Annotated in this window: 19 protein-coding genes; 13 read left to right on the top strand and 6 right to left on the bottom strand. The window is 57.2% G+C overall.

Going from position 1 to position 19,704, the window contains the following annotated elements:
* Positions 1 to 60 precede the first annotated feature (60 nt).
* The 5 genes from AUR04nite_RS02970 to AUR04nite_RS02950 all read left to right on the top strand — a co-directional run bounded on the left by AUR04nite_RS02970 (position 61) and on the right by AUR04nite_RS02950 (position 3,538).
* On the top strand, positions 61 to 849 hold the full coding sequence (locus AUR04nite_RS02970) for a 2-keto-4-pentenoate hydratase (RefSeq protein WP_141361766.1): 789 nt from the start codon (positions 61 to 63) through the stop codon (positions 847 to 849).
* A gap of 37 nt (positions 850 to 886) precedes the next feature.
* Positions 887 to 2,362: an aldehyde dehydrogenase (NADP(+)) gene (locus tag AUR04nite_RS02965; RefSeq protein ID WP_141361764.1), complete on the top strand. Its 1,476-nt coding sequence runs from the start codon at positions 887 to 889 to the stop codon at positions 2,360 to 2,362.
* A gap of 40 nt (positions 2,363 to 2,402) precedes the next feature.
* Positions 2,403 to 2,771, top strand: coding sequence for a cupin domain-containing protein (locus AUR04nite_RS02960; RefSeq protein ID WP_170184065.1), 369 nt, complete (start codon positions 2,403 to 2,405; stop codon positions 2,769 to 2,771).
* Positions 2,772 to 2,966: 195 nt separating this feature from the next.
* The gene (locus AUR04nite_RS02955; protein ID WP_141361760.1) at positions 2,967 to 3,356 is read left to right on the top strand and encodes a riboflavin kinase; all 390 of its coding nucleotides are present in this window, start codon (positions 2,967 to 2,969) and stop codon (positions 3,354 to 3,356) included.
* Complete coding sequence (locus AUR04nite_RS02950) at positions 3,353 to 3,538, top strand: hypothetical protein (RefSeq protein WP_141361758.1); 186 nt, start codon at positions 3,353 to 3,355, stop codon at positions 3,536 to 3,538. The genes AUR04nite_RS02955 and AUR04nite_RS02950 overlap by 4 nt, the downstream gene beginning before the upstream one ends.
* A 67-nt stretch (positions 3,539 to 3,605) precedes the next feature.
* Here the strand turns inward: AUR04nite_RS02950 and AUR04nite_RS02945 are convergent, their stop codons facing one another.
* From AUR04nite_RS02945 to AUR04nite_RS02935, 3 genes are all read right to left on the bottom strand, one after another.
* Positions 3,606 to 4,577 (bottom strand): quinone oxidoreductase family protein, encoded by a 972-nt coding sequence (locus AUR04nite_RS02945; protein WP_307723220.1) that lies wholly within the window; start codon positions 4,575 to 4,577, stop codon positions 3,606 to 3,608.
* 349 nt (positions 4,578 to 4,926) lie between these two features.
* Positions 4,927 to 6,411 carry an MFS transporter gene (locus tag AUR04nite_RS02940; RefSeq protein ID WP_141361756.1) on the bottom strand — a complete coding sequence of 495 codons (1,485 nt, stop codon included), beginning with the start codon at positions 6,409 to 6,411 and terminating at the stop codon, positions 4,927 to 4,929.
* A 450-nt stretch (positions 6,412 to 6,861) separates the two neighbouring features.
* Complete coding sequence (locus AUR04nite_RS02935) at positions 6,862 to 8,241, bottom strand: PucR family transcriptional regulator (RefSeq protein WP_141361754.1); 1,380 nt, start codon at positions 8,239 to 8,241, stop codon at positions 6,862 to 6,864.
* A 123-nt stretch (positions 8,242 to 8,364) separates the two neighbouring features.
* On the opposite strand from AUR04nite_RS02935, the gene AUR04nite_RS02930 reads away from it, so the two are divergent.
* Positions 8,365 to 9,669, top strand: a complete 1,305-nt coding sequence (locus tag AUR04nite_RS02930; protein ID WP_141361752.1) for a flavin monoamine oxidase family protein — start codon at positions 8,365 to 8,367, stop codon at positions 9,667 to 9,669.
* Positions 9,670 to 9,740: 71 nt separating this feature from the next.
* Here the strand turns inward: AUR04nite_RS02930 and AUR04nite_RS02925 are convergent, their stop codons facing one another.
* Complete coding sequence (locus AUR04nite_RS02925) at positions 9,741 to 10,529, bottom strand: IclR family transcriptional regulator (protein WP_170184064.1); 789 nt, start codon at positions 10,527 to 10,529, stop codon at positions 9,741 to 9,743.
* A 233-nt stretch (positions 10,530 to 10,762) separates the two neighbouring features.
* Here AUR04nite_RS02925 and AUR04nite_RS02920 point away from each other — a divergent pair, with 233 nt between their 5' ends.
* From AUR04nite_RS02920 to AUR04nite_RS18060, 3 genes are read left to right on the top strand one after another with little or no spacing between them, the layout of a single operon-like run.
* Positions 10,763 to 11,857 (top strand): alcohol dehydrogenase family protein, encoded by a 1,095-nt coding sequence (locus tag AUR04nite_RS02920; RefSeq protein WP_246055303.1) that lies wholly within the window; start codon positions 10,763 to 10,765, stop codon positions 11,855 to 11,857.
* A gap of 59 nt (positions 11,858 to 11,916) precedes the next feature.
* Positions 11,917 to 12,522: a proline racemase family protein gene (locus AUR04nite_RS18065; protein WP_246055327.1), complete on the top strand. Its 606-nt coding sequence runs from the start codon at positions 11,917 to 11,919 to the stop codon at positions 12,520 to 12,522.
* A 12-nt stretch (positions 12,523 to 12,534) separates the two neighbouring features.
* The gene (locus AUR04nite_RS18060; RefSeq protein WP_218024621.1) at positions 12,535 to 12,951 is read left to right on the top strand and encodes a proline racemase family protein; all 417 of its coding nucleotides are present in this window, start codon (positions 12,535 to 12,537) and stop codon (positions 12,949 to 12,951) included.
* A gap of 266 nt (positions 12,952 to 13,217) precedes the next feature.
* Here AUR04nite_RS18060 and AUR04nite_RS02910 read toward each other — a convergent pair whose 3' ends face one another.
* Entirely contained in the window at positions 13,218 to 14,489 is a 1,272-nt protein-coding gene (locus AUR04nite_RS02910; RefSeq protein ID WP_141361748.1) for an MFS transporter, read from the bottom strand.
* A gap of 700 nt (positions 14,490 to 15,189) precedes the next feature.
* Between AUR04nite_RS02910 and AUR04nite_RS02905 the strand changes: the two genes are divergently transcribed.
* On the top strand, positions 15,190 to 16,680 hold the full coding sequence (locus tag AUR04nite_RS02905) for an MFS transporter (RefSeq protein ID WP_141361746.1): 1,491 nt from the start codon (positions 15,190 to 15,192) through the stop codon (positions 16,678 to 16,680).
* Between the two features lie 180 nt (positions 16,681 to 16,860).
* Positions 16,861 to 17,652, top strand: coding sequence for an HpcH/HpaI aldolase family protein (locus tag AUR04nite_RS02900; protein WP_170184063.1), 792 nt, complete (start codon positions 16,861 to 16,863; stop codon positions 17,650 to 17,652).
* On the opposite strand, the gene AUR04nite_RS02895 is transcribed toward AUR04nite_RS02900, so the two are convergent.
* A complete protein-coding gene (locus tag AUR04nite_RS02895) occupies positions 17,649 to 17,954 on the bottom strand; it encodes a hypothetical protein (protein WP_141361742.1) in 306 nt (101 codons plus the stop codon). The two genes, AUR04nite_RS02900 and AUR04nite_RS02895, sit on opposite strands and share 4 nt — an antisense overlap.
* Before the next feature lie 45 nt (positions 17,955 to 17,999).
* On the opposite strand from AUR04nite_RS02895, the gene AUR04nite_RS02890 reads away from it, so the two are divergent.
* Positions 18,000 to 18,812 (top strand): IclR family transcriptional regulator, encoded by an 813-nt coding sequence (locus tag AUR04nite_RS02890; RefSeq protein WP_141361740.1) that lies wholly within the window; start codon positions 18,000 to 18,002, stop codon positions 18,810 to 18,812.
* Positions 18,813 to 18,860: 48 nt separating this feature from the next.
* Positions 18,861 to 19,616 (top strand): SDR family NAD(P)-dependent oxidoreductase, encoded by a 756-nt coding sequence (locus AUR04nite_RS02885; RefSeq protein ID WP_141361738.1) that lies wholly within the window; start codon positions 18,861 to 18,863, stop codon positions 19,614 to 19,616.
* Positions 19,617 to 19,704 lie beyond the last annotated feature (88 nt).

The raw sequence follows: 19,704 nt of genomic DNA, 5'->3' as shown, positions 1-19,704 counted from the left end.
GTCCGTACTTGGACTCCGGCCCGCGGAACCACCACTTTTACCCTGAAGGCTCATGAGGTCATGACTCTTAATATTGCAGAAACCGCACAAAAGCTCATTGCGGCCCGGGCTTCCCGCCAACCGCTGGAATCACTGATCGATGAATCGCTGGCACCCACCACGGCCGACGCCTTCGCAGTCCAGCAGGAGCTGGTGCGCTTGAATGTCGAGGCGGGCGACGCCGTGGCCGGTTTTAAGCTGGGCAACATCGCCAAGGCCATGCAGGACAAGTTCGGTGTGGACGAACCGGACTACGGCTACATTCTGGCCAGCCAGTTCTACCCGGAGAACCTGCGGATCTCGGAAGCCGAATTCATCGAGCCGTTCATCGAACTTGAGCCGGGTTTTGTCTTAAAGAAGGATTTGGGCGGAAGACACGTCACTGCAGCGGACGTGATCGCAGCGACCGACTTCGTAGTTCCTGCGCTGGAAATCATCGACTCGCGGATAAAGAACTGGAATATCGGACTGTTCGACACCCTTGCCGACAACGGATCTATCGGCGGCATCATCATCGGAGGCCAACCGCGCAAGCTCTCCGAGGTCAACTTGGCAAACCAGCCGGGGATCATTGAATTCGACGGCCGCGAAGTGGCCCGCGGCAACACCAACGAGGTCTATGGAAACCCCATCTCGGCAATTGCTTGGCTGTGTCGTCGCATCGCCGAATACGACGTCACCCTGAAAGCCGGCCAGTTCATCCTTCCGGGCAGCTGCCTCGCGGCGGAAAAGATGATTCCCGGTACGTCCATCACCGGCCGCTTTGAGGGCTGGGGCGAAATTTCCTTTGACTACACGGCAGCAAACTAACAGACCTGCACCAGCACAACGCAGAAAAGAGGACACCATGGCAGCGGCTATCGCAGCAACCACCCAGAACACCACCGAAGAACAGCTAGAGAACTACTTGGCCGCCGCCGAGCAGGCCTTCTCCCTCTGGGCGGCCACCGCCCCAGCGGTCCGCGCCGATGTATTAGATGCGGTGGGGGATGCGCTGGACGCCGCTGCCGACGAATTGATTCCGGTGGCCATGGCGGAAACCAATCTGCCCGAACCTCGCCTGCGCGGGGAGCTGAAGCGCACGAGTTTCCAGCTGAGGATTTTCGGCGAGCTGCTGCGCGACGGCGGATTCCTTGATGCGCGAATCGACCATGCGGATCCGCAGTGGCCCATGGGCGCCCCGCGACCCGACCTGAGGCGCACCCATATTCCCTTGGGACCGGTGCTCGTCTTCTCGGCCAGCAACTTCCCGTTTGCATTCTCCACCGCCGGGGGAGACACCGCATCCGCACTGGCAGCCGGCAACCCGGTGATCGTCAAGGCGCACTCAGGGCACCTTGAACTTTCACGCCTGACCGGCGAGGTCGTTGCCGCTGCCTTGACGGCGGCCGGCGCTCCCGAAGGCCTGTTCCACGTGGTATTCGGTACCGAAGCCGGGCGCAGCGTCCTGTTGGATCCACGCGTGAAAGCCGCCGGGTTCACCGGCTCGATCCCCGGCGGACGTGCACTGATGGACTTGGCGGTCTCCCGATCCGAGCCGATTCCGTTCTACGGCGAACTGGGCAGCAACAATCCGGTGTTCGTCACCGAACAGGCCGCCCGTGAGCGCGGTGCACAGATTGCCGCGGAATTCACCGGATCCTTTTCGTTGAATGCCGGGCAGTTCTGCACTAAGCCGGGAACACTGTTTATCCCACGGGGATCAGGGTTGCGCGAACAGTTGGCCGATCAGCAGATGCCAGCCGGGGCTCCGATGCTCAACGAGCGCATCCAGGAGGGATTTGCCCAGGTCTTTGAAGAGCTTGCCGGGCACGAGCGTGTCTCGGTATTGGCCAAGGGGCAGGAGCCGCTGGGCCAGGGACCTGCGCCAACCCTTTTGGTGACCGGCATCGAGGACCTCTTGCGCGACCCCCACGTGCTGCAGACCGAATGCTTCGGCCCGAGCGCGCTGGTTGTCGAGTATGACTCCGAGCAGCAGTTGGTACAGGCGGCCAAGACCTTTGAGGGGCAGCTCACCGCAACGATCCAGGGCGAAGACGACGACGAGGTGGCTGTGCTGGTTGCCGTACTGGCGCAAAAGGCCGGACGCGTGTTGTGGAACCAGTGGCCGACCGGTGTTTCGGTGACTTATGCGCAGCAGCACGGCGGCCCATACCCGGCCACCACGGCAGCGGGTTCCACCTCGGTGGGCACCGCAGCCATTGAGCGCTTCCAGCGCCCGGTAGCCTTCCAGAATTTCCCGCAGCATCTACTGCCAGCTGAGCTGCAGGAAGCAAACCCGAATTCGGTGCCGCGCCTGGTCGACGGCAAGTCGATTTGCTAAACACGGCGCTTGGTTACGGAATAGAGGAAGAATGACTCAGATGACGACGACTGCGCCGCAAGCCAGGGTGCTGCGCAATGTCGAGAATGCTTCATTGGCACAGCTGGTGCTCAAGCCGACGGCGGTGAACGGCACCGAGCCTTCGGATGCCGTGGACAACGTGGCGACTATGGACGCAAGCAAGATCGACCTTGGTTTTTGGGCCTGCTCCCCGGGGGTATTCAAAACCGCGCGTACGGGAGTTAACGAAATCATCCTGGTGCTACAGGGCTCGGGAACCTTGGTTTCTGACCAGGGCGAACGAGTAGACCACTCGGTGGGTGATCTCGTTTTGATTCCTGATGGCTGGTCCGGATTCTGGGAGATTCACGAGCACTTCAAAAAACACTATGTCACGGTCGCAGTTTAACCCTATATAACAACAGGCTAGGTCCTGTCGACGCGGACGCGTCGACAGGACCTAGTTGGTTGCTGCAGAAAAATTTCGCGGGGAATTGACCATGTGGCCTAGGACACCATAGAATAATAGTCATTAGATAATCACTTTGTTCATTGGGTGAACATAGAGTTTGAGTGACGCAGCTGGGATGGAAAGGAGCGCACCATGCATGTAATCGAGGGAATTGTGGAGCACGGGGATGCCCGCGGCAGGGAATTGGGATTTCGCACCGCAAACATCACCATGCCCCAGAACGATGAGCTGGATGGCGTATGGGGCGCCTACGTCGTGCTGCCCGAGGGGCGTCGGGTAGTGGCTACCGTATCGGTGGGGCGACGGGCAACGTTTTACCGTGAAGGCGGAGAAGTGCTGCTTGAAGCCCATCTGCTTGATTTCAGCGAGGATCTGTATGGGCAGAAGCTTAGGGTGGTTCTTACTGATTTCCAGCGCCCGCAATACGAATACGATGACGTCGACTCGCTGATTCGGCAGTTGCATGTAGACGTGGCTCAAACTCGTGAGCGGTCGCACTACCCGATGGCGGTGCCGGCGTGAGCCTGCAGGTGGCGGAACCTGCCGCGCCTCCCAATTGGGCGGTGCAGCGGGTAGCCACGGTGATGCAGCGTCAAGAAGCTTCAGCGCAGAGTCGTCCAGATGCAAAACGCGTGGCGCAAAAGGCGGGAATCAGCAAAAGTCTGGCGCGCCGCTGCATCGTGTATCTTGCGGCAAAGAGCTAAAACATAGTGAAGGAAGGCGAGGCGGCTGCCTCGCCTTCCTTCACTATGTTTTTCGACTGTTCTCAGGTTAGGGGATGAGCACCAGGGCACCGGAGCTTCGCCGCTCCTGAAGGTCGCGGTGCGCCTGGGCTGCATCTGCTAAGGCGTAACGGCCTCCAATGGTCACCGAGAGCTTTTCTTCCTGTATGCCGCGAAGCACCGATTCCGCACGCCAGAGCAGTTCTGCCCGGTCACGGGTGTAATCGCTGATAGTTGGGCGCGTGAGGAACAGGGAGCCGGCCTTATTCAGCTCTTGGGGATCCAGGGGCGGTACCGGACCGCTGGCGGCGCCGAAAAGCACCACAGTGCCGCGAGCCCTCGTGGCATCAAGTGAGGCGCGGAACGTTGCCGCTCCGACGCCGTCATAGCTCGCTGCAACGCCTTGTCCGTCGGTCAGCTCGCGAACTTGCTGTGCCAGTTGGGGGCCGTAATCCAAGACATGCGCGGCACCGGCGGAGGTGGAGAGTTTGGCTTTCTCGGGGCTGGAGACGGTGGTGATGACCGTGGCTCCCCGAGCGGCCGCCATCTGGGTCAGCAACAGGCCTACACCACCGGCACCGGCGTGAATGAGCACGTGATCCGAAGGTTGAATCTCGTAGGTTGAGTGTGCGAGGTAGTGCGCTGTCATTCCCTGTGCCAGACAGGAAGCGGCAAGATCCGGGCTAAGCCCCTCTGGGATGATGACCGCCGCTGCAGCCGGTACTGCAACGAATTCGGCATAGGAGCCGTGCGGCGAGGTCCAGGCGACCCGATCGCCGACCTTAATATCGGAAACAGCCGTGCCGACTTCCACCACCACGCCGGACGCCTCATCGCCCGGGATGAAGGGCAGATCGGTTGGATAGACGCCTTCGCGGTAGTAGGTGTCGATGAAATTGACACCGATAGCTTCGGTGCGCACCAAAATATCTGTCGGCGAAATGCCTGGCACCGGAACGTCTGCCAAACGTAAAACCTCGGGGCCGCCGAACTCGGTGATTTGAATAGCTTTGATGATCATAACCTTTCGCTGATACACGGCGAGGCAGACACAGTGAAGTATGGGAGAGTCGGGCGATGCGCCGCTCCGGAACTCAAGCAGACCTGCTTGCTCCTGGACGACAGGTCGATGTGCCGCATAACGGCGCCGCCAGGACAAGGGTCTGAAATTTCACCGTGTCTGCCTCGATTTGCGGTGTCTCTCGTCAAAGGCCCCGCAGTTCTAGGATAACAAAACATCCATTCCATGACTATAGTGTTCATTCTATGAATTATTTTGTTTTCGGATCATTGTGGGTAAAGGGCAAAAAGAGCGGGGCGGACCTCTAAGCCCGCCCCGCAAATTAGGAGACTAATCTAATATATTTTTGTTACTTGACCGCTGTGAGCGGGAAAGTTGTTGTATCAATCCTCGGGTCGGTGTCTTGACCGCCAGCGAGTTCCACAGCATCCTCGTTAGAGGCCACAACCGGGAAGGAACCCAGTAGTGGACGACCGGCGGTCTCGCGCATTTTGCATAACGCCAAGAGTGCGATCAGCGAAAATGCCATGACATAGATGGCCGGCACGTACCATTTGCCGGTGGACTGCACGAGTGCTTGAGAAATTAGTGGAGTGGTGCCACCGAAAATGGAAATGGCGAGGTTGTGTGTGATGCCGACGCCGGTATAGCGCGAAGCTGTGGGAAATAGTTCCGACATTACGCATGCGGTCAATGCCAGGAAGGCCGAGCTTGGCACTGAAACCAGGAATAATGCCAGGTACAGCGATCCAATGGTGCCGGTTTGCATAAGGGCAAAGGCGGGAAGCAGGAGAACCAAATTGCCGATGGTGGCAATCATATATACCTTCTTGCGTCCTACCTTGTCTGCCAGTAGGGCAAATAAAGGAATCATGGCTGCCTGTACGGCCAGGATCACCACGGCCGCCAGTGCCGTATGCGAAGCGTGGATGCCGACCTGGGTTTCGAGGTAGGTGGGCATGTAACTCGTCAAGGTATAGGAGCTGGTACCGTCCGCAGCGATCAGCGCCATGCCGACCAGAATGTGAGGCCAATACAGTTTGATCACTCGTGGAAGGCTGTGGCGGACGAAGATCGAATCAGGGTCGTGATCGAGCGGAACTTCCGAGGCGACCTCGAAAGCAGGGGATTCCGGAAGGCGGCTGCGCAAAGACACGGCAACGATGCCTAGGGGGAGGGCCAAAAGGAACGGGATGCGCCATCCGCCGTTGAGCATGGCGTCCGGACCGAAGTTGTTTTCGGCGATGATGGTGGTGAGGGCCACGACTCCGGCGCCAGCGGCGAAACCCAGTTGCGATCCGACATTGAGCAGGGAGGTCATAAAGGCGCGGCGGCCGTCCGGAGAGAACTCGGCAATGTAGGTGGCGGCGCCGGAATACTCGCCGCCGGTGGAGAAGCCTTGCAGCATCTTCAGCAGGTACAGCGGAATGATGACCCACAGGCCGACTTGGCCGGCGCTGGGAAGCAGTCCTATCAATGTTGTTGCTGCAGCCATAAGCAAGATGGTGAAGAGCATGACCTTGCGTCGTCCAATGCGATCGCCCAATGGACCGAGAATCATGCCTCCGATCGGCCGAACGACAAATGACACGGCAAAACCCAGGAGTGTGACCAGCAAGCCCCAAGCCTGATCCATGCCCTCGGTGAAGACCCTTGTCATTAACACCGCGAGGTATCCGTAAACCCCGATGTCGTACCACTCAATGAAGTTTCCCACGCCAGCGCCGATCTGGGCCTGATGGAGTGACTTTTTATCGGCAATAATGCAATCCTCAGCCCGCAGTCGGCGTGAGGGGCCGGTGAGCTGGTTTCGCTTGGATTGTGACTCTGACATTTTCCCGCCTCATAAATCTCCGGCAGCCAAAATTGCTGCCTGTACCGGATGCCGCTTTTTTTGAAAGCATCAGTGTTCCGCCGGTAACGTCCCTGTCTTTCTTTGAGAATTTGCGGCCGGTCCAGGCTTGCTCATAGCCCCGCCCTGCTTTGCCCGGTGATGAGGCCAATCCGCAGGAACCGCCGAAACTCTGCTGATAAAGTTCTCCCACAAAGTTTAATGTTCACTGAATGAACGTAATGATTATCTACTGAATGAAAGGATAGGCTTCTTGCTGTGATCCAGTCAACAGTATTTTTCGCATGGTGGACTTTTGAAAGCGTACTTTCGCGGAAATCCCGCACTTAAGGGCAAGCGTGGGAAGCTGCGGGTGTCCACATCAGGGCCATGTGAACAAACGGGGTCCGCGGGACGGGCGTCGACGCCGAATCGTTTTCTGGTGGTACTGGATTACTGCTTCTTGAGCAGTTGCCATGCCCGGTGGGCCAGATAAAGTTCTGAAAGATCCGCTACCCGGCGAACACTGCGTCCGCATAGTGCTTCAGCCTGCTTGATTCTGTAGACGAGAGTCTGCCGGTGAATGCCCAGAGCGGATGCCGTATGCTGCCATTGCAGGTCGTGATCCAGCAGGGAAAAAAGTGATTCCCTGTAGGTGTTCACCGAGGCGGTATCTGCGCTCAAGCCGCCGAGTACGCTGCGGCATATCTGCTCGGCTTCACTGCGCGAACGGGCCAGCAGCGAAACCTGCAGTCCGGAGAATTCTGCCAATGGCAGCTGGTCCGTGGCGCAGTCGAAGGCACTATGCGCCTCTTCCGCTGCTCCGGGAAGATCGGCGAAGCGGTAGTACGGAGCACTCATTCCCAGCTTGATACTGGTGCTCTGTATCAGTGCCTCAAGCGCCGGTAAATCCTGCTGCCTGACGACTGCTAAGGTTCGCCGCTTCCATGCCGTAGCTAGCGGCGTCAATTCGCGCAATGTTAGGAACATGGCGATAGTGCCAAGGGCGGATTCACTGCCGCATAATACGCGAAACGGTTCACTTGGCCGCAACCACCGCCCGGACTGGATCTCCGTTTCACTTACCCGGCCGTCCAACGCCAAGCGCAATGTGGCATCTCCTGAGGCAATTGCGCTGTCAGCTGCCTGCAGCAGCGCATTGGCGTCTACGGTGAGGATTTGTTTGAGGTGCACCAGAACTAGCGAATCCAGCTCTGCTTCAACCGAAAGCAGCAGTTGCGTCGCCCGAAGTGTGGGCAGAGAGTGCCGGCGGATGGCAGTGTTGGGAACGTCGCCGATCACGATGCATTCGGTGCCGGTATCCTGAACTGCTGCTTTGACGCCGCAGAGCTTTTCCAGCCAATCCCCGCGCCTTTTTTCTTGGGATGAACGGCTTCCTGCTTCTTGGTATAGCCGCGAAAGAATGAGGACCCCGCGGTTGAGTTCATTGGTGGTCACCGCAGCGACGGTGCGGGCGATGACGACAAAGGGAGTCTGCGGTCCGGTGGACAACAGCGGAAAAGCCAGTCGATCAGCTTCCTCCAGCATCTCAGGACTCAACTCGGGGGCCAGACCATCTTGACCCACAGTCATTCCGGCGATTCCTGCCTGATGCGCATGGCGAATAAACTCGGCCTGCTGTTCGGGATGAACGGGCAAGTTCAGTCCCAAGGTCATGAGCAGCTCCTCATCGCCGAGCCAACGCCACGGTTCAGCGGATTCGCTGGTCTGGGCCCACCGGACGGTTCTGTGTAGACCGCTGGCTCCGGCGAGCACCGAGGTGTCCAAGGTCGGATCGGCAATGAGATCTGCAATGCTGAGCAGCGAAGCCACAACAAAAATCCTTTAGCAATAGGTCATAAAATTATCTGAATATCATAGCTCTGTATGAATGAAGTGCGCAGTGATGCTTCCTATGCTCGAAGGAACGAGAACCAACAGCTTAGGAGAAGCATCATGAGCACGAACTATGACGCCGATGTCATTGTCATTGGCGCAGGACTGGCGGGAGTGACCGCCGCACGTGAACTAAGTGCACGCGGCAAGAAAGTAATAGTTTTGGAGGCGCGGGACCGCTTGGGCGGGCGCTTGTATACCGAACAGCGTTTTGGGAAGTATCTTGAGCTCGGCGGCAACTGGATGCATTGGACCCAGCCCCACGTATGGTCCGAGGTCACCCGTTATGGCCTAGAAGCTGATCGGCTTGCCAGGGCCGAAGAAACCTATTGGTTCGCCAACGGGGAGCTGCAAAAGGGCGATCTTCCCGGCTTTATGGATTTGATCGACCCGGGGATGGAAGCGTTGGTTGGTGCCTCTGGCAAACTGCTGCCGCGTCCTGACCTGATTGCTTCGGACGAAGATTTCGCCGCCGCAGACCAGCTGACCTTGCAGCAGGCGTTGGATGCACTCGATTTAAGCGATGACGAACGCCAGGCCAACGAGGCGGCTTGGGTAGGGCACTGTAACGGCCCGTTGGACCAGGTCGGCTTCAGCGCTGCAATTCGTTGGACCGCCGCTACATCCGGCGCTTGGAAGGTCATGCACGAAGCAAGCTCGGTGTACCGCCTCAAGGACGGCAATGATCAGCTGGTAAAGTCCATTGCCGCAGATATTAAAGGAGAAGTCCGGCTCAATGCTCCGGTGACTGCTATTGAGCACGATGACCAAGGCGTCAGCGTTGCACTGGAGAATGGTTCAACACTTCGCGCCCGCAAGGTCATCCTCACTGCCCCGCTGAACATCCTGCACGAACTGGACATCACCCCGCCGCTGTCCGAAGCCAAGCGTCAAGCGAGCCAGGCAGGTACCGCATCTCAGGGCGTCAAGCTATGGATTCGCGTGAAGGGTCCTATCAAGCCATTCTTTGCCTACTCCACCAAGGACCATCCGTTGTCGGTCGTGCGTACCGAATTCGTAGGCGAAGACGACGCCGTTCTTGTTTCCTTCGGCGCGGACGCCTCGCGCATTGATGTCACCAGTGTCGAAGAAGTATCTAAAGCGTTGCAGGTGTGGCGCGACGACCTCGAAGTGCTGGAAATTGCCGCACACGACTGGAACGCCGATCCGCACGCTAAAGAAACGTGGTTGATCCACCGACCCGGGGCCTATTCCCAAAGCCAAGCGGAGTTGCAGCGGCCTGAGGGTCATCTGCACTTGGCGGGAGCCGACATTGCCAACCTGTGGGCGGGATTCTTCGATGGGGCCATCGAAAGCGGTCTGCGTGTGTCCAGGGAAGTTGCCCAAGCGCTCGACGAAAACTAAGATCACCGCTGCCCAGTGGACCTAGGTCCACTGGGCACGATTATGTTTCCGGCAGCTGAACCGGCCTGGTTTTAATTCCTTGAAACCAGAGCCTGGGCGACTTCTTTCGCTGCTGCTTGCAGTTGCTTTGCGATGCGCTGTGCCCCTTGCCGCTTCATTCGCTCGGATGGCCCATAGGCGGCGATGGCGCCAATGAGCTCGCCCTCTGCGGCGCGCACCGGAACACTCAACGAGTAAAGCCCGTCTTCTAGCTCACCGTCTAACACCGCAAAGCCTTGGGACTTGATCTGCGCCAATTCGTGCTGCAGTGCTTCGCGGGAGGTGATGGTGCGTTCCGTGAATTTTTCCAGGGCTTCCGGCAGCAATGCCGCAACCTGAGCGCTTGGTAGCTCGCTAAGTAGAAGCTTTCCTGAACTGCTTGCGTGAGGGGGGAAGTGCTTGCCGATGAACTGCTCCTCCGTCGTGAGAATGCGGTGGGAGGATCCTTCTGCCACGATGTCGAAGTAGCCGTCAGGACCGGAGAGCGCGAAATTGACGGTTTCGTTGACCATTTTGGCGCACCTGTCCAAGATGGGCTCGACCCTCAGCGCCAGCCCACGGTCTAGATGCGGTAGCCGGCTAAGGCGCAGCAGCTCCCATCCGAGGTGGTAGGTCGAGTCGTTGCGTTCAACATAAGACGCAGCTTCTAGGCTCAACAACATGCGAAAGACGGTTGGGCGGGACGTCTTGGTCGCTTCTGCAAGGTCGGTGGCAGTAGCTCCGTTCGGGAAGTTACCTAAGGCCGAAAGTATTCCCAGGGCCTTGATTACCGACTTGTTCGCCAGATTGCTGGGTTCACCCGCTGGCACTTCGTGCGTCATTTGAAATGTCTCCTGCTGTTTTCGCCATTTTTGCATAATGTCCGTCAAGAAACATTTCCGCCGGTTGGCTCAAGACTCTTGACCTTTATGGTCTTTGAATCCTAAGTTACTCGAGTACGTTCAATTTATGAACGTAAGTGTTCAATTTTTGAACGTTATAGCTTCTCCCGTTCCTCCTGTTGTCCATTGCGGGGCAGAAAAATATAGGGAACCTCGATCGAAAGGATTCTTTGATGACTGAACACAAAACCATGGCGGCTGTGGTGCTAACCGGGCACGGCGGCATTGAAAAGCTTGAATATCGGACAAACGTTGCAGTTCCGAGTCCCGGGCCCGGGGAAGTCTTGATCAACGTCAAAGCTTCCGCAGTAAATAACACGGATATCAACACCCGTATCGGGTGGTACTCAAAACAAATTTCAGAGGCCACGGAGCGGGGAGGCGCGACGGGTTTTGAACAGACGGACGAAGAGGACGCTAGCTGGTCTGGAGCCTCGTTGAAATTTCCGTTGATCCAGGGTGCGGATGTTTGTGGAGAGATCGTTGCTGTAGGAGAAGGCGTAGCTGAATCCCGTTTGGGCGAGCGTGTGCTGGTGCGCAATATGCTGCGCAGCTATGTGGATTACCGTCCGTGGGAATGCTGGACCTTTGGCAGCGAATGCAACGGAGGCTTCGCTCAGTATGCTGTGGCACCCTCGCGGGAAACCTACAAGGTGGACAGCGACTGGAGCGATGAGGAGCTTGCTGCGGTTCCCTGTGCCTATTCGACGGCAGAGCTAATGCTCGATCGTGCCGGCGTGGAAGCAGGCGAGCGCGTCTTGGTTACCGGCGCATCCGGTGGAGTCGGCTTGGCCGCTGTACAGCTTGCTAAGCGGCGCGGCGCTTATGTCATTGCCTTGAGCGGGGCGTCAAAGGTGCAGACGGTGTTGCAGCAGGGCGCGGACGAAGTCTTGGATCGTTCGGCGGAGTTGTCGAAGGAACTGAATGAACCGGTTCATGTGGTGCTGGACGTGGTCTGCGGAGAAGGCGTGAATGAGCGTCTGTCCGCATTACGCAAGGGCGGGCGCTATGCAATCGCCGGGGCGATCGGCGGCCCGATAACTGAGGTGGACCTGCGCACGATCTACCTCAATGATCTGCGCGTCCTGGGATGCACATTCCAGGACGACCACATCTTTGAGAACTTGATCGGCTATGTGGAACGCAATGAAATTCGACCGCACGTTGCCAAGGTTTACCCTCTGGAGCAGATTTCCCTCGCTCAAGAAGACTTTTTGTCGAAAAAACACATGGGCAAACTCGTTCTTGTTCCACCGGCAGTTCATTAGTAAAGCCTTGCGCGGCAAAGAAATAAGTTCAGAAAGGCATAACTGTGGCGTTTAAAAGAATGTTTGACGCGGTTGAAGTCCACGAAGGGGCTCCACTGAGGGTAATAACCAGCGGAGTGCCCACCATCCCGGGCAACTCTGTCTATGAAATGGCGCGTTGGATGGAAAAGAACGATGATCAGCTGCGAAAGCTGATGCTGCGCGAGCCGCGTGGTGTGCCGGCGCTATGCGCCAACCTCATCGTTCCAGCAAAAGATCCACGGGCCGATGCTGGGTTCATCATCATGGAACAAGTCGAATACCCTATGATGAGCGGCGGCAACGTCCTTGCAGTGGCCGCGGCTCTTTTAGAGACGGGGATGGTGCGCATGCAGGAGCCGGTGACATCTTTCAATCTTGAGGCTCCGGCTGGACTGATCCCGATCACAGCAGAATGCAAGGACGGCAAGGCCACACAGGTCACTTTCCAAAACGTCCCGTCGTTTCCGGTGTACATGGATAAGGTGATAGAGGTCCCGCATCTGGGGCCGGTCACCGTCGATGTGGCATGGGGCGGAATGTTCTACGTCATCATTGATGCCACGCAGTTCCAGCATTTAGAGCTGATTCCAGAGCAGGGGAAAGAAATTATTAGAATTTCAGCTTTGGTGACGAAAGCAGCCTAGGAACAGCTGCCGGTGGAACACCCCGACTATCCGGGAGTCGGCATTACCCTCTCCATAATGCGTGCTCCTTCTCCTACGCCGGGAGTCGATATCCGCACATCGAACGTGATGTTGTCTGGTGAGGTTGATTTCGAGCGACCTGAAACCTGGACCGGAGCGCTGGATCGTGGATGTTGCGGTACGGGAACATGTGCCATCATGGCGGTTGAATACGCGAAGGGCAACTTGATGCCGGGGGACAGTCTGCTGAATGAGGGACTGCTGGGGATTCGTTTTACCGGGCGGATAGTCGAGGAAACCATGCTGCATGGGCAGCAAGCCATCGTTCCCACCATCAGCGGACAGTGTTGGATTTCCGGATTCAGCAAATACGTCTTGGACCCCACCGATCCGTTTCCAGAGGGATACACCATAGGCGATATTTGGTAGGAATGCTGAGTGAGAAGGTTTGTGCTGCGCAGCAAATGTGAAGCCGGAACATCGATATTTGAATGAGTGACGTTGCTCCAAGATGACAGAACGCCGCTGGTTTTCAAGATAAACCAGCGGCGTTCTGTCATGGACTACGGCTGCAACATCAAGCACTTGGAACGGACACAACATGGTTCTCGTGCAGTGGATGGTGCCAAGCCACAGCGGACTGCTTATGGCAGTGCTCCGGTGGAAACAGCGGCTGAGTTAATCCGGCATGCTATTCACGTTTGGGCAGGCATCTGAGGATCAGGATTTTGGTCCACGGGAATGATTTCCATCAGCGTCGTAATCGGCAGTACAGAAATCCGGGGCATGATGAGTCCGGCGGCAAGACCACAGGCGGCTGCTGCATAGAACGGCATGGCCGCGCCAAACTGAACCATGAGGAAGCCAAATAGCGGTGTTGCTATGGCTTGCCCTAACGCGATAACGAGGAATGCCATGCCCACGCCCACCGATTGAGCGCGGTAATAGACCTGTATGCACCAAACTAAGAGGAATCCGGCAGAGGTGGTGTAGGCGGCGCCGAACAATGTCATGGAGATCAGCCCGAGTGAGGAGCTGTTTGGCCAAACGATCAGTACCAAGGACGCTACGCTCATACTCACACAGCCGAAGAACCACGAGAGCCCTAGGCCAAAACGCGCACTAAGACTTCCAGCGGCTGCTCCAACTAATCCGCTGGCACCGAGCATCACCCAGGCGGTGGTCGTGATTGCTGCTGATTGCTGGCCAACGACGATGAGGAAATCGCGTCCGAAAGTCAGCATTGCGGTGGAACTGGCGCCGAGCAGAGCGGAGGCGGAAATCAAACGGATGCTTCCAACCGGGAAGGCCGGGCGCGGGAGCAGGCGGATTCTTAGACCTGTATCGGCGAGCTGAATATCCGGCGACAAACGCGGGAGCGGTCGTGGGGCGCTGCGCGTGATCCATAAGGTGGCTGCAAGAGCCAGCGCCGCAAACAGCAGCCAGGATAGTCGCCAGTGACTTGAAACAGTCATTGCGATGGGAACGCTGATCACCACACCTACGCCAGCTCCGGAATTCACCATTGTCTGCACTCGGCTCTGATATTTCTGTGCAACATTCTCAGCGATCACAGTCGCCAAGGGTGGGGACACCAAGCCCGTGCAGAATCCCGTAGCGGCGACCGCGGTCCCTAATGCGGACGCATTGGGGGCCAACGCGATCCCGGCCATTGAACCGGCCGCCAAAAGGCCGGAAGCAATGACAAGATTGCGGGCGCCCAAGGAAGTTGTCAGCAGCGTGGCCGCAATGATTGCTGCGCAGTATGCGATGTAGGACGCTGAAGCAAAGAATCCGATGGTCGTAGGGGAGAGGCTGAATTCGGTGCGAAAGATTGGTGTAAAGAAACCGTAGCCAAACCGGGCGAGTCCGTAACAGACGGCAATAAGGGCGATTCCAGCGCCGGTGAGATTAAGGGTCGGGTTGGCGCTGAGGGGCTTGCGCCCACGGAACAGGGGGATGTTCACTTCACCTTCTCATTTAAGGGTGCGTAACTATGAAGAGGCATCTGAGCATGCCGAAATAATGCGCTGACCTGAGAATTAGGGCATCGAAGTGCCCGGGAAATTCGGGCAAGACAGTTCTGGACGCAGCCGCTGCTATCGCTTAAGTGAGAGCAGCGTGCTGGGCGTTCGGCCTGCCGTGGAAGTGAAACTGCTTTTATGCGACGCGGTGACGGCATCCAATGGGACCGTCTGGCCGGTGGTCATGGCATAACGACTCATGGTACCCCAGCAGTTGAAACAGTTCATGGTGGAACTCCGCGAATTAGAAAGGCGAAGGAAAAAGAGCATCCAGCGGTCGTAAAGTTCATTGAATGAACGCTGGACTACAGTCACGCTATCAGTTAGCGTGCGCATAGCGCTAGAGGGAATCTGAGAAAACTCGACGAGTTTCCTTGGTTGGAACAGTAGAAAGTTTCAGTTTCGACCAGATCCGCTTTCTTGCACGTCACGCTGAAGTTCTCAGTGCATTTCGAGTTTTTCCGCGCTCGGGTACGTCGGGAATTTTTGAAAACGTGTTGTAAATCACCGCAGGTTAATGTTCACTAGATAAATCAAGTGATCATTAGTTGAACGCTTCAAAACGATGTTGTGGGGCCTAGTGTGGGCCAGTACATCACTCCGGGCGTCTGATGCCCGCATTGTTCCCGGCAGGAAAGAGAATATGGTGAGCGAATCATCGAAATTGCAGCGCCCCGCGCTGCCGAAAACCACTCGGCGGCTGCGAGCTGACGATTGCATTGTGGTGGACAAGGAAGAGCTGCGCCGTGCACAGTTCGGGGCCGGTATCGGCAATTTCATCGAGTGGTATGACATCGGCGTCTACGGCTACCTGGCGGTGACCATGACGGCGGTCTTCACTGAAGGCATGGATCAAACCATGGGACTGCTGGTGACGCTCTTGGGCTTTGCGGTTTCGTTCGTAGTTCGCCCCTTGGGCGGCATGATTCTCGGACCGATCGGGGATAAGATCGGACGCCGAAAGGTCATGTTCTTTACCATTGCCCTTATGGCTGCAGCGACCACGTTGATTGGTTTGCTTCCCACGGCGGGACAGGTCGGGCTGTGGGTGATTATCCCCCTGTATCTGCTGAAGATGATGCAGGGATTCTCTACCGGAGGCGAGTATTCAGGGGCTGCCACTTACGTAGCCGAATTTTCCCCGGACAACCGCCGTGGATTCATGACAGCGCTGCTGAACTCCGGTTCAATGCTGGGATTTGCCGCCGGTGCCGCGGTGGTGGCGGCAACAACCATGCTCACGACTTCAGCATGGGGTGAAAGCGCAATGCTTGATGGAGGTTGGCGAATTCCATTCTTGGTAGCTCTTCCCCTGGGCATCGTTGCCATCATGCTTCGCCATCGTATTCCTGAGTCGCCCAGTTTTGAGGCCGCTCAGGAATTGTCAGAAGAGGGCGACGTCAACCCGATTTTCATTCGCCATAATTTGCCTAATATTCTGCGTCATTACTGGCCGCAGATCTTGATCGGCTGTGCCTTGATTGCCGCAGATGGCACGTCCTCCTACATGCTTACCAGCTACATGCCGACATATCTGGAAGCGGAAATTGGTTCCCCTGCCGTGCACACGGCTGTCGCGGCGGTGGCGGTGCTCGTGGTCCAGGCGATTCTTATTCCCATTATCGCCATCTGGTCTGACAAGATAGGACGCCGTCCGATTTATGTTATGGCCACCATCGGCAATCTGGTTCTTTTGGTTCCAGCGTTCGCTTTGATGCATGTTGGCGAACTGTGGTCGCTGTATGTTTCGTTGGCGCTGGTGATGCTGCCAAGTGCCTTCTTCTTGGCATTGACAGGTTCTGTAATGTCCGAACTCTTTCCCACGGCCTCTCGGTACGGGGGAGTTGGCGTTACCCATAACCTGGCGATATCGATTTTTGGCGGTACCACCCCGCTGGTCAGCCAGATTTTGGTGAACGTCACCGGTGATCATTTCGCTCCGGCCTACTACATCATGTTCTTCTCTGTGGTTGCCTTGGTGGCCACGTTCAAGCTGCGTGAAACCGCCGCTCGGCCGCTGCTCGGATCCGTGCCTGTGGTGCGAAGCAAGGAGGAGGCTGAAGCCCTGGCCAACGGCCAGGACAGCAACGAACACCTGGATACTTCCATGATGATGTTGGTAACCCGCCGCTAAGTCGGATTCTCGGTGGACAGCTATCCCTCAGCCCCTTTGTGGTGTTGCGGGATAGCTGTCCCCGATTAACATAAGTGTTCATTGAATGAATAGATTGATTGCTGGATGAACATAAGAGTAGAGTTTCAGTTGTGAGCCAATCGACAATTCAGCGGTCCTGCAATGCAAGGGGTTTGGAAGATGAAGATTTACGGTACGAGTGCTCGAACCAGCAATCAGACGCAGCCTTCGTTGAATTTGAGTGACGAAAGAGCGAAGTTTGGCTTATGGATCACCTATAGGGATGCGGCTGTTGTCGAGACGGGTGCTGCAGAAGGCTTTGACTGGGTTTGCGTTGACGGACAGCATGGACATGCAGAATTAGCCGATTATCGCGCGCTTTTCGAAGCTGCGCACGTATATGGCATTCCGGCCGGAGTGCGAGTACCGAGCAATGAGGTAGGGCATCTTGGACGTGCGATCGATGCAGGTGCACGTATTGTCATTGTTCCTACCGTGGAGACCGCGCAGCAAGCCCTGGGAATTATTGAAACTTGCAGGTTTGCACCGAGGGGAAAACGCAGTTACGGGCCGACGCGATTAATTCCCCGTTACCCGGTGCAGACACCGGGGTTAGTTGAAAGCGATCCCCTGGTGGCGCTCATGATTGAAACGGCGAAAGGGCTGGAGAATATTGACGAGATTCTTGCCGCCGGCCCGGATGCCATCTTTGTAGGTCCCTATGATTTGGCTTTGAGCTGTGGGTGGACCCTAGAGCAACTGACCCTGGGAGATCAACAGCACGTGTTGCGAGAGATCGCGCAGCGTGCCGCCGCCGCAGGAGTTGTCCCCGGGGTGTATGCGGGGGAGATTGGCTTGGCTCGGCGGATGGTCGAGCTCGGCTTCAAATTCATGCCGGTGAGCACCGATAGCGCATTAATCTCTATGGCGGCCCGGCAACTTCTAACGACGGACTCTGCACAGACTGTTTAAAAGGAAAGTGGCTGCAAATGACCATGAATGACCTCGCAAATGCCCCGGTGCAACACTGGGACAGGCTGCGCGCGGGAGACCTTGTCTCGGTGCGCACCCCAAGGGGAGTTTCCTTTCACGCGGTACTTGATGAGATCGATGCTGAACGCCGATTTTTGTGGATTCGACGCCGGGGGTGCAGCGAACGCAAACTGATCCATCATCTTGATGGGATTCGGGTGCTTCCCCTCGACGGTGCTGCTGGATTCACGCGCGTCAAAAACCAGCGAAAGTGCTGATCGAAGTGTTCGCTGTGCGGTCAAACGGCTAGGCTGGTAGCAAACTACCTGAAAGGCTGTGACCCCACGATGGGCGAGACGACCGAAAAAACTTCCGGCGGGATATCCGCAAACCGCTCGGTATCCAGAGCCATTGCGGTGCTTCGTGCACTGGCGGCTAAAGGCAACGGGCAGACCGTTACAGAGATCGCCAAGCGCGTACAGTTGCCACGGGCCACGGTATTTCGTCTGCTGTTAACTTTAGAGGAAGAGGGATTCGTCGATCGCCAGGACACCTTGTATTTCCTCGGCTGGGATCTGGCACGTATCGCCCAGGACGTCGACCCGACTGCGGGGCTGGTATCCCGGGTCAGCGATGTCGTGGAAGAAGTCGCAGATGCGATGAATGAAACGGTGACTTTGAGTGTGCGCCGAGGAAAGTACGATTTGGACCTGGTCCAGCAGGCTGCGCCGCGCTCCATTGGTGTGACGATGTCGGATATGAAGGGCATGCGCTGGCCGTTGCATGCTTCCGCCACCGGAAAGTTGCTTCTGGCAGAACTGGACCGGGACGAGATCCGGGTGGCCACCGGCAATAAGTTGGAGAAGTTGACACCTGTCACTATCACCACGTGGAAGGGTCTCGACGCAGAGCTGCAAGCAGTGCGAGAACAGGGGTGGGCCAGCACTGTTGATGAGTTGGAAGAAGGAATCATCTCGGTTGCGGTGCCGCTGCGCGGCGCTGGCGGAGACCTGGTAGCTTCCCTCGCCTATATCGCTCCGCGCCATCGAATCGGCACGGACAAAATTGAAACGCAGAAAATCAATGAGCTGCTCGAAGGCGCCCAGCGCGTTCGCCAGCGCATTGTGTCATTGACCGACACCCTGCCAGCCACTCGCTAGGAGTCTTTCTCCTTTGCGGCCGGCGCAGTTGGTCGCAAAGGAGAAAGAATGAATTTTCAAGGGAAAACCGTCATTGTCACCGGAGCCACCGGAGGAATTGGCAAGGAACTGGTCAGCCGCCTCATCACTGCGGGAGCCAATGTAGTGGCGGCGGGCCGCAATGCTGACCAATGCGCCCAATTGGAACAGCGCTTCGGTCAACAGCTGAAGGCGATGCCTGGGGACATCACCGTTCCGGAGTATTGCCAAGATCTAGTGGATCACGCGGTACGTCATTTCGGCGGAGTCGACTTGCTCTTCAACAACGCCGGAAGCATCCCGCGCGGCACCGCTGAGCAGACCACAGATCAGATGTGGGACGAAGCGTTGGAGGTCAACCTTAGCGCCGCTTTCAGACTTTCGCGCGCCGTACTTAAACCAATGATCGACAACGGCGGCGGGGCCATCGTGAATACGGCTTCGGCCTGGGGTCTATACCCGGGGCCCGGGCATCTTGCCTACTGCACTGCCAAGGGCGCTCTGATCACGATGACTAAATGCATGGGCCGCGACCATGCAGCGCAAGGCATCAGAGTGAATGCGGTGTGCCCCAATGAGGTCGACACCCCCATGCTGCGCAGCGGCTTCGAGCACCGCGGGTTGGATGCCGAAAACGCCGTGCGCGAGCTGGACTCTACGGTGCCGCTGGGGCACATCGCCAAACCGGCCGAGATTGTGGATGCCATGCTGTTTCTTGCCTCCGCGCAAGCACGCTACATTACCGGCACTGTCTTGGAGGTGACCGGAGCCAAACCGGTGTACTAGCCGCGAACTGAGGGTGTTCAACATCCAGGCATCCCGGTAGCGTGGATCGTGTACGAGCATCCGCCGTACCTGTCAGGTTGATTGGTTC

The sequence above is a fragment of the Glutamicibacter uratoxydans genome (assembly GCF_006539925.1).
Taxonomy (GTDB): Bacteria; Actinomycetota; Actinomycetes; order Actinomycetales; family Micrococcaceae; genus Glutamicibacter; species Glutamicibacter uratoxydans.
The sequence above is the reverse complement of the archived record's forward strand: the minus strand, read 5'-3'. Positions and strand labels throughout refer to the sequence as shown.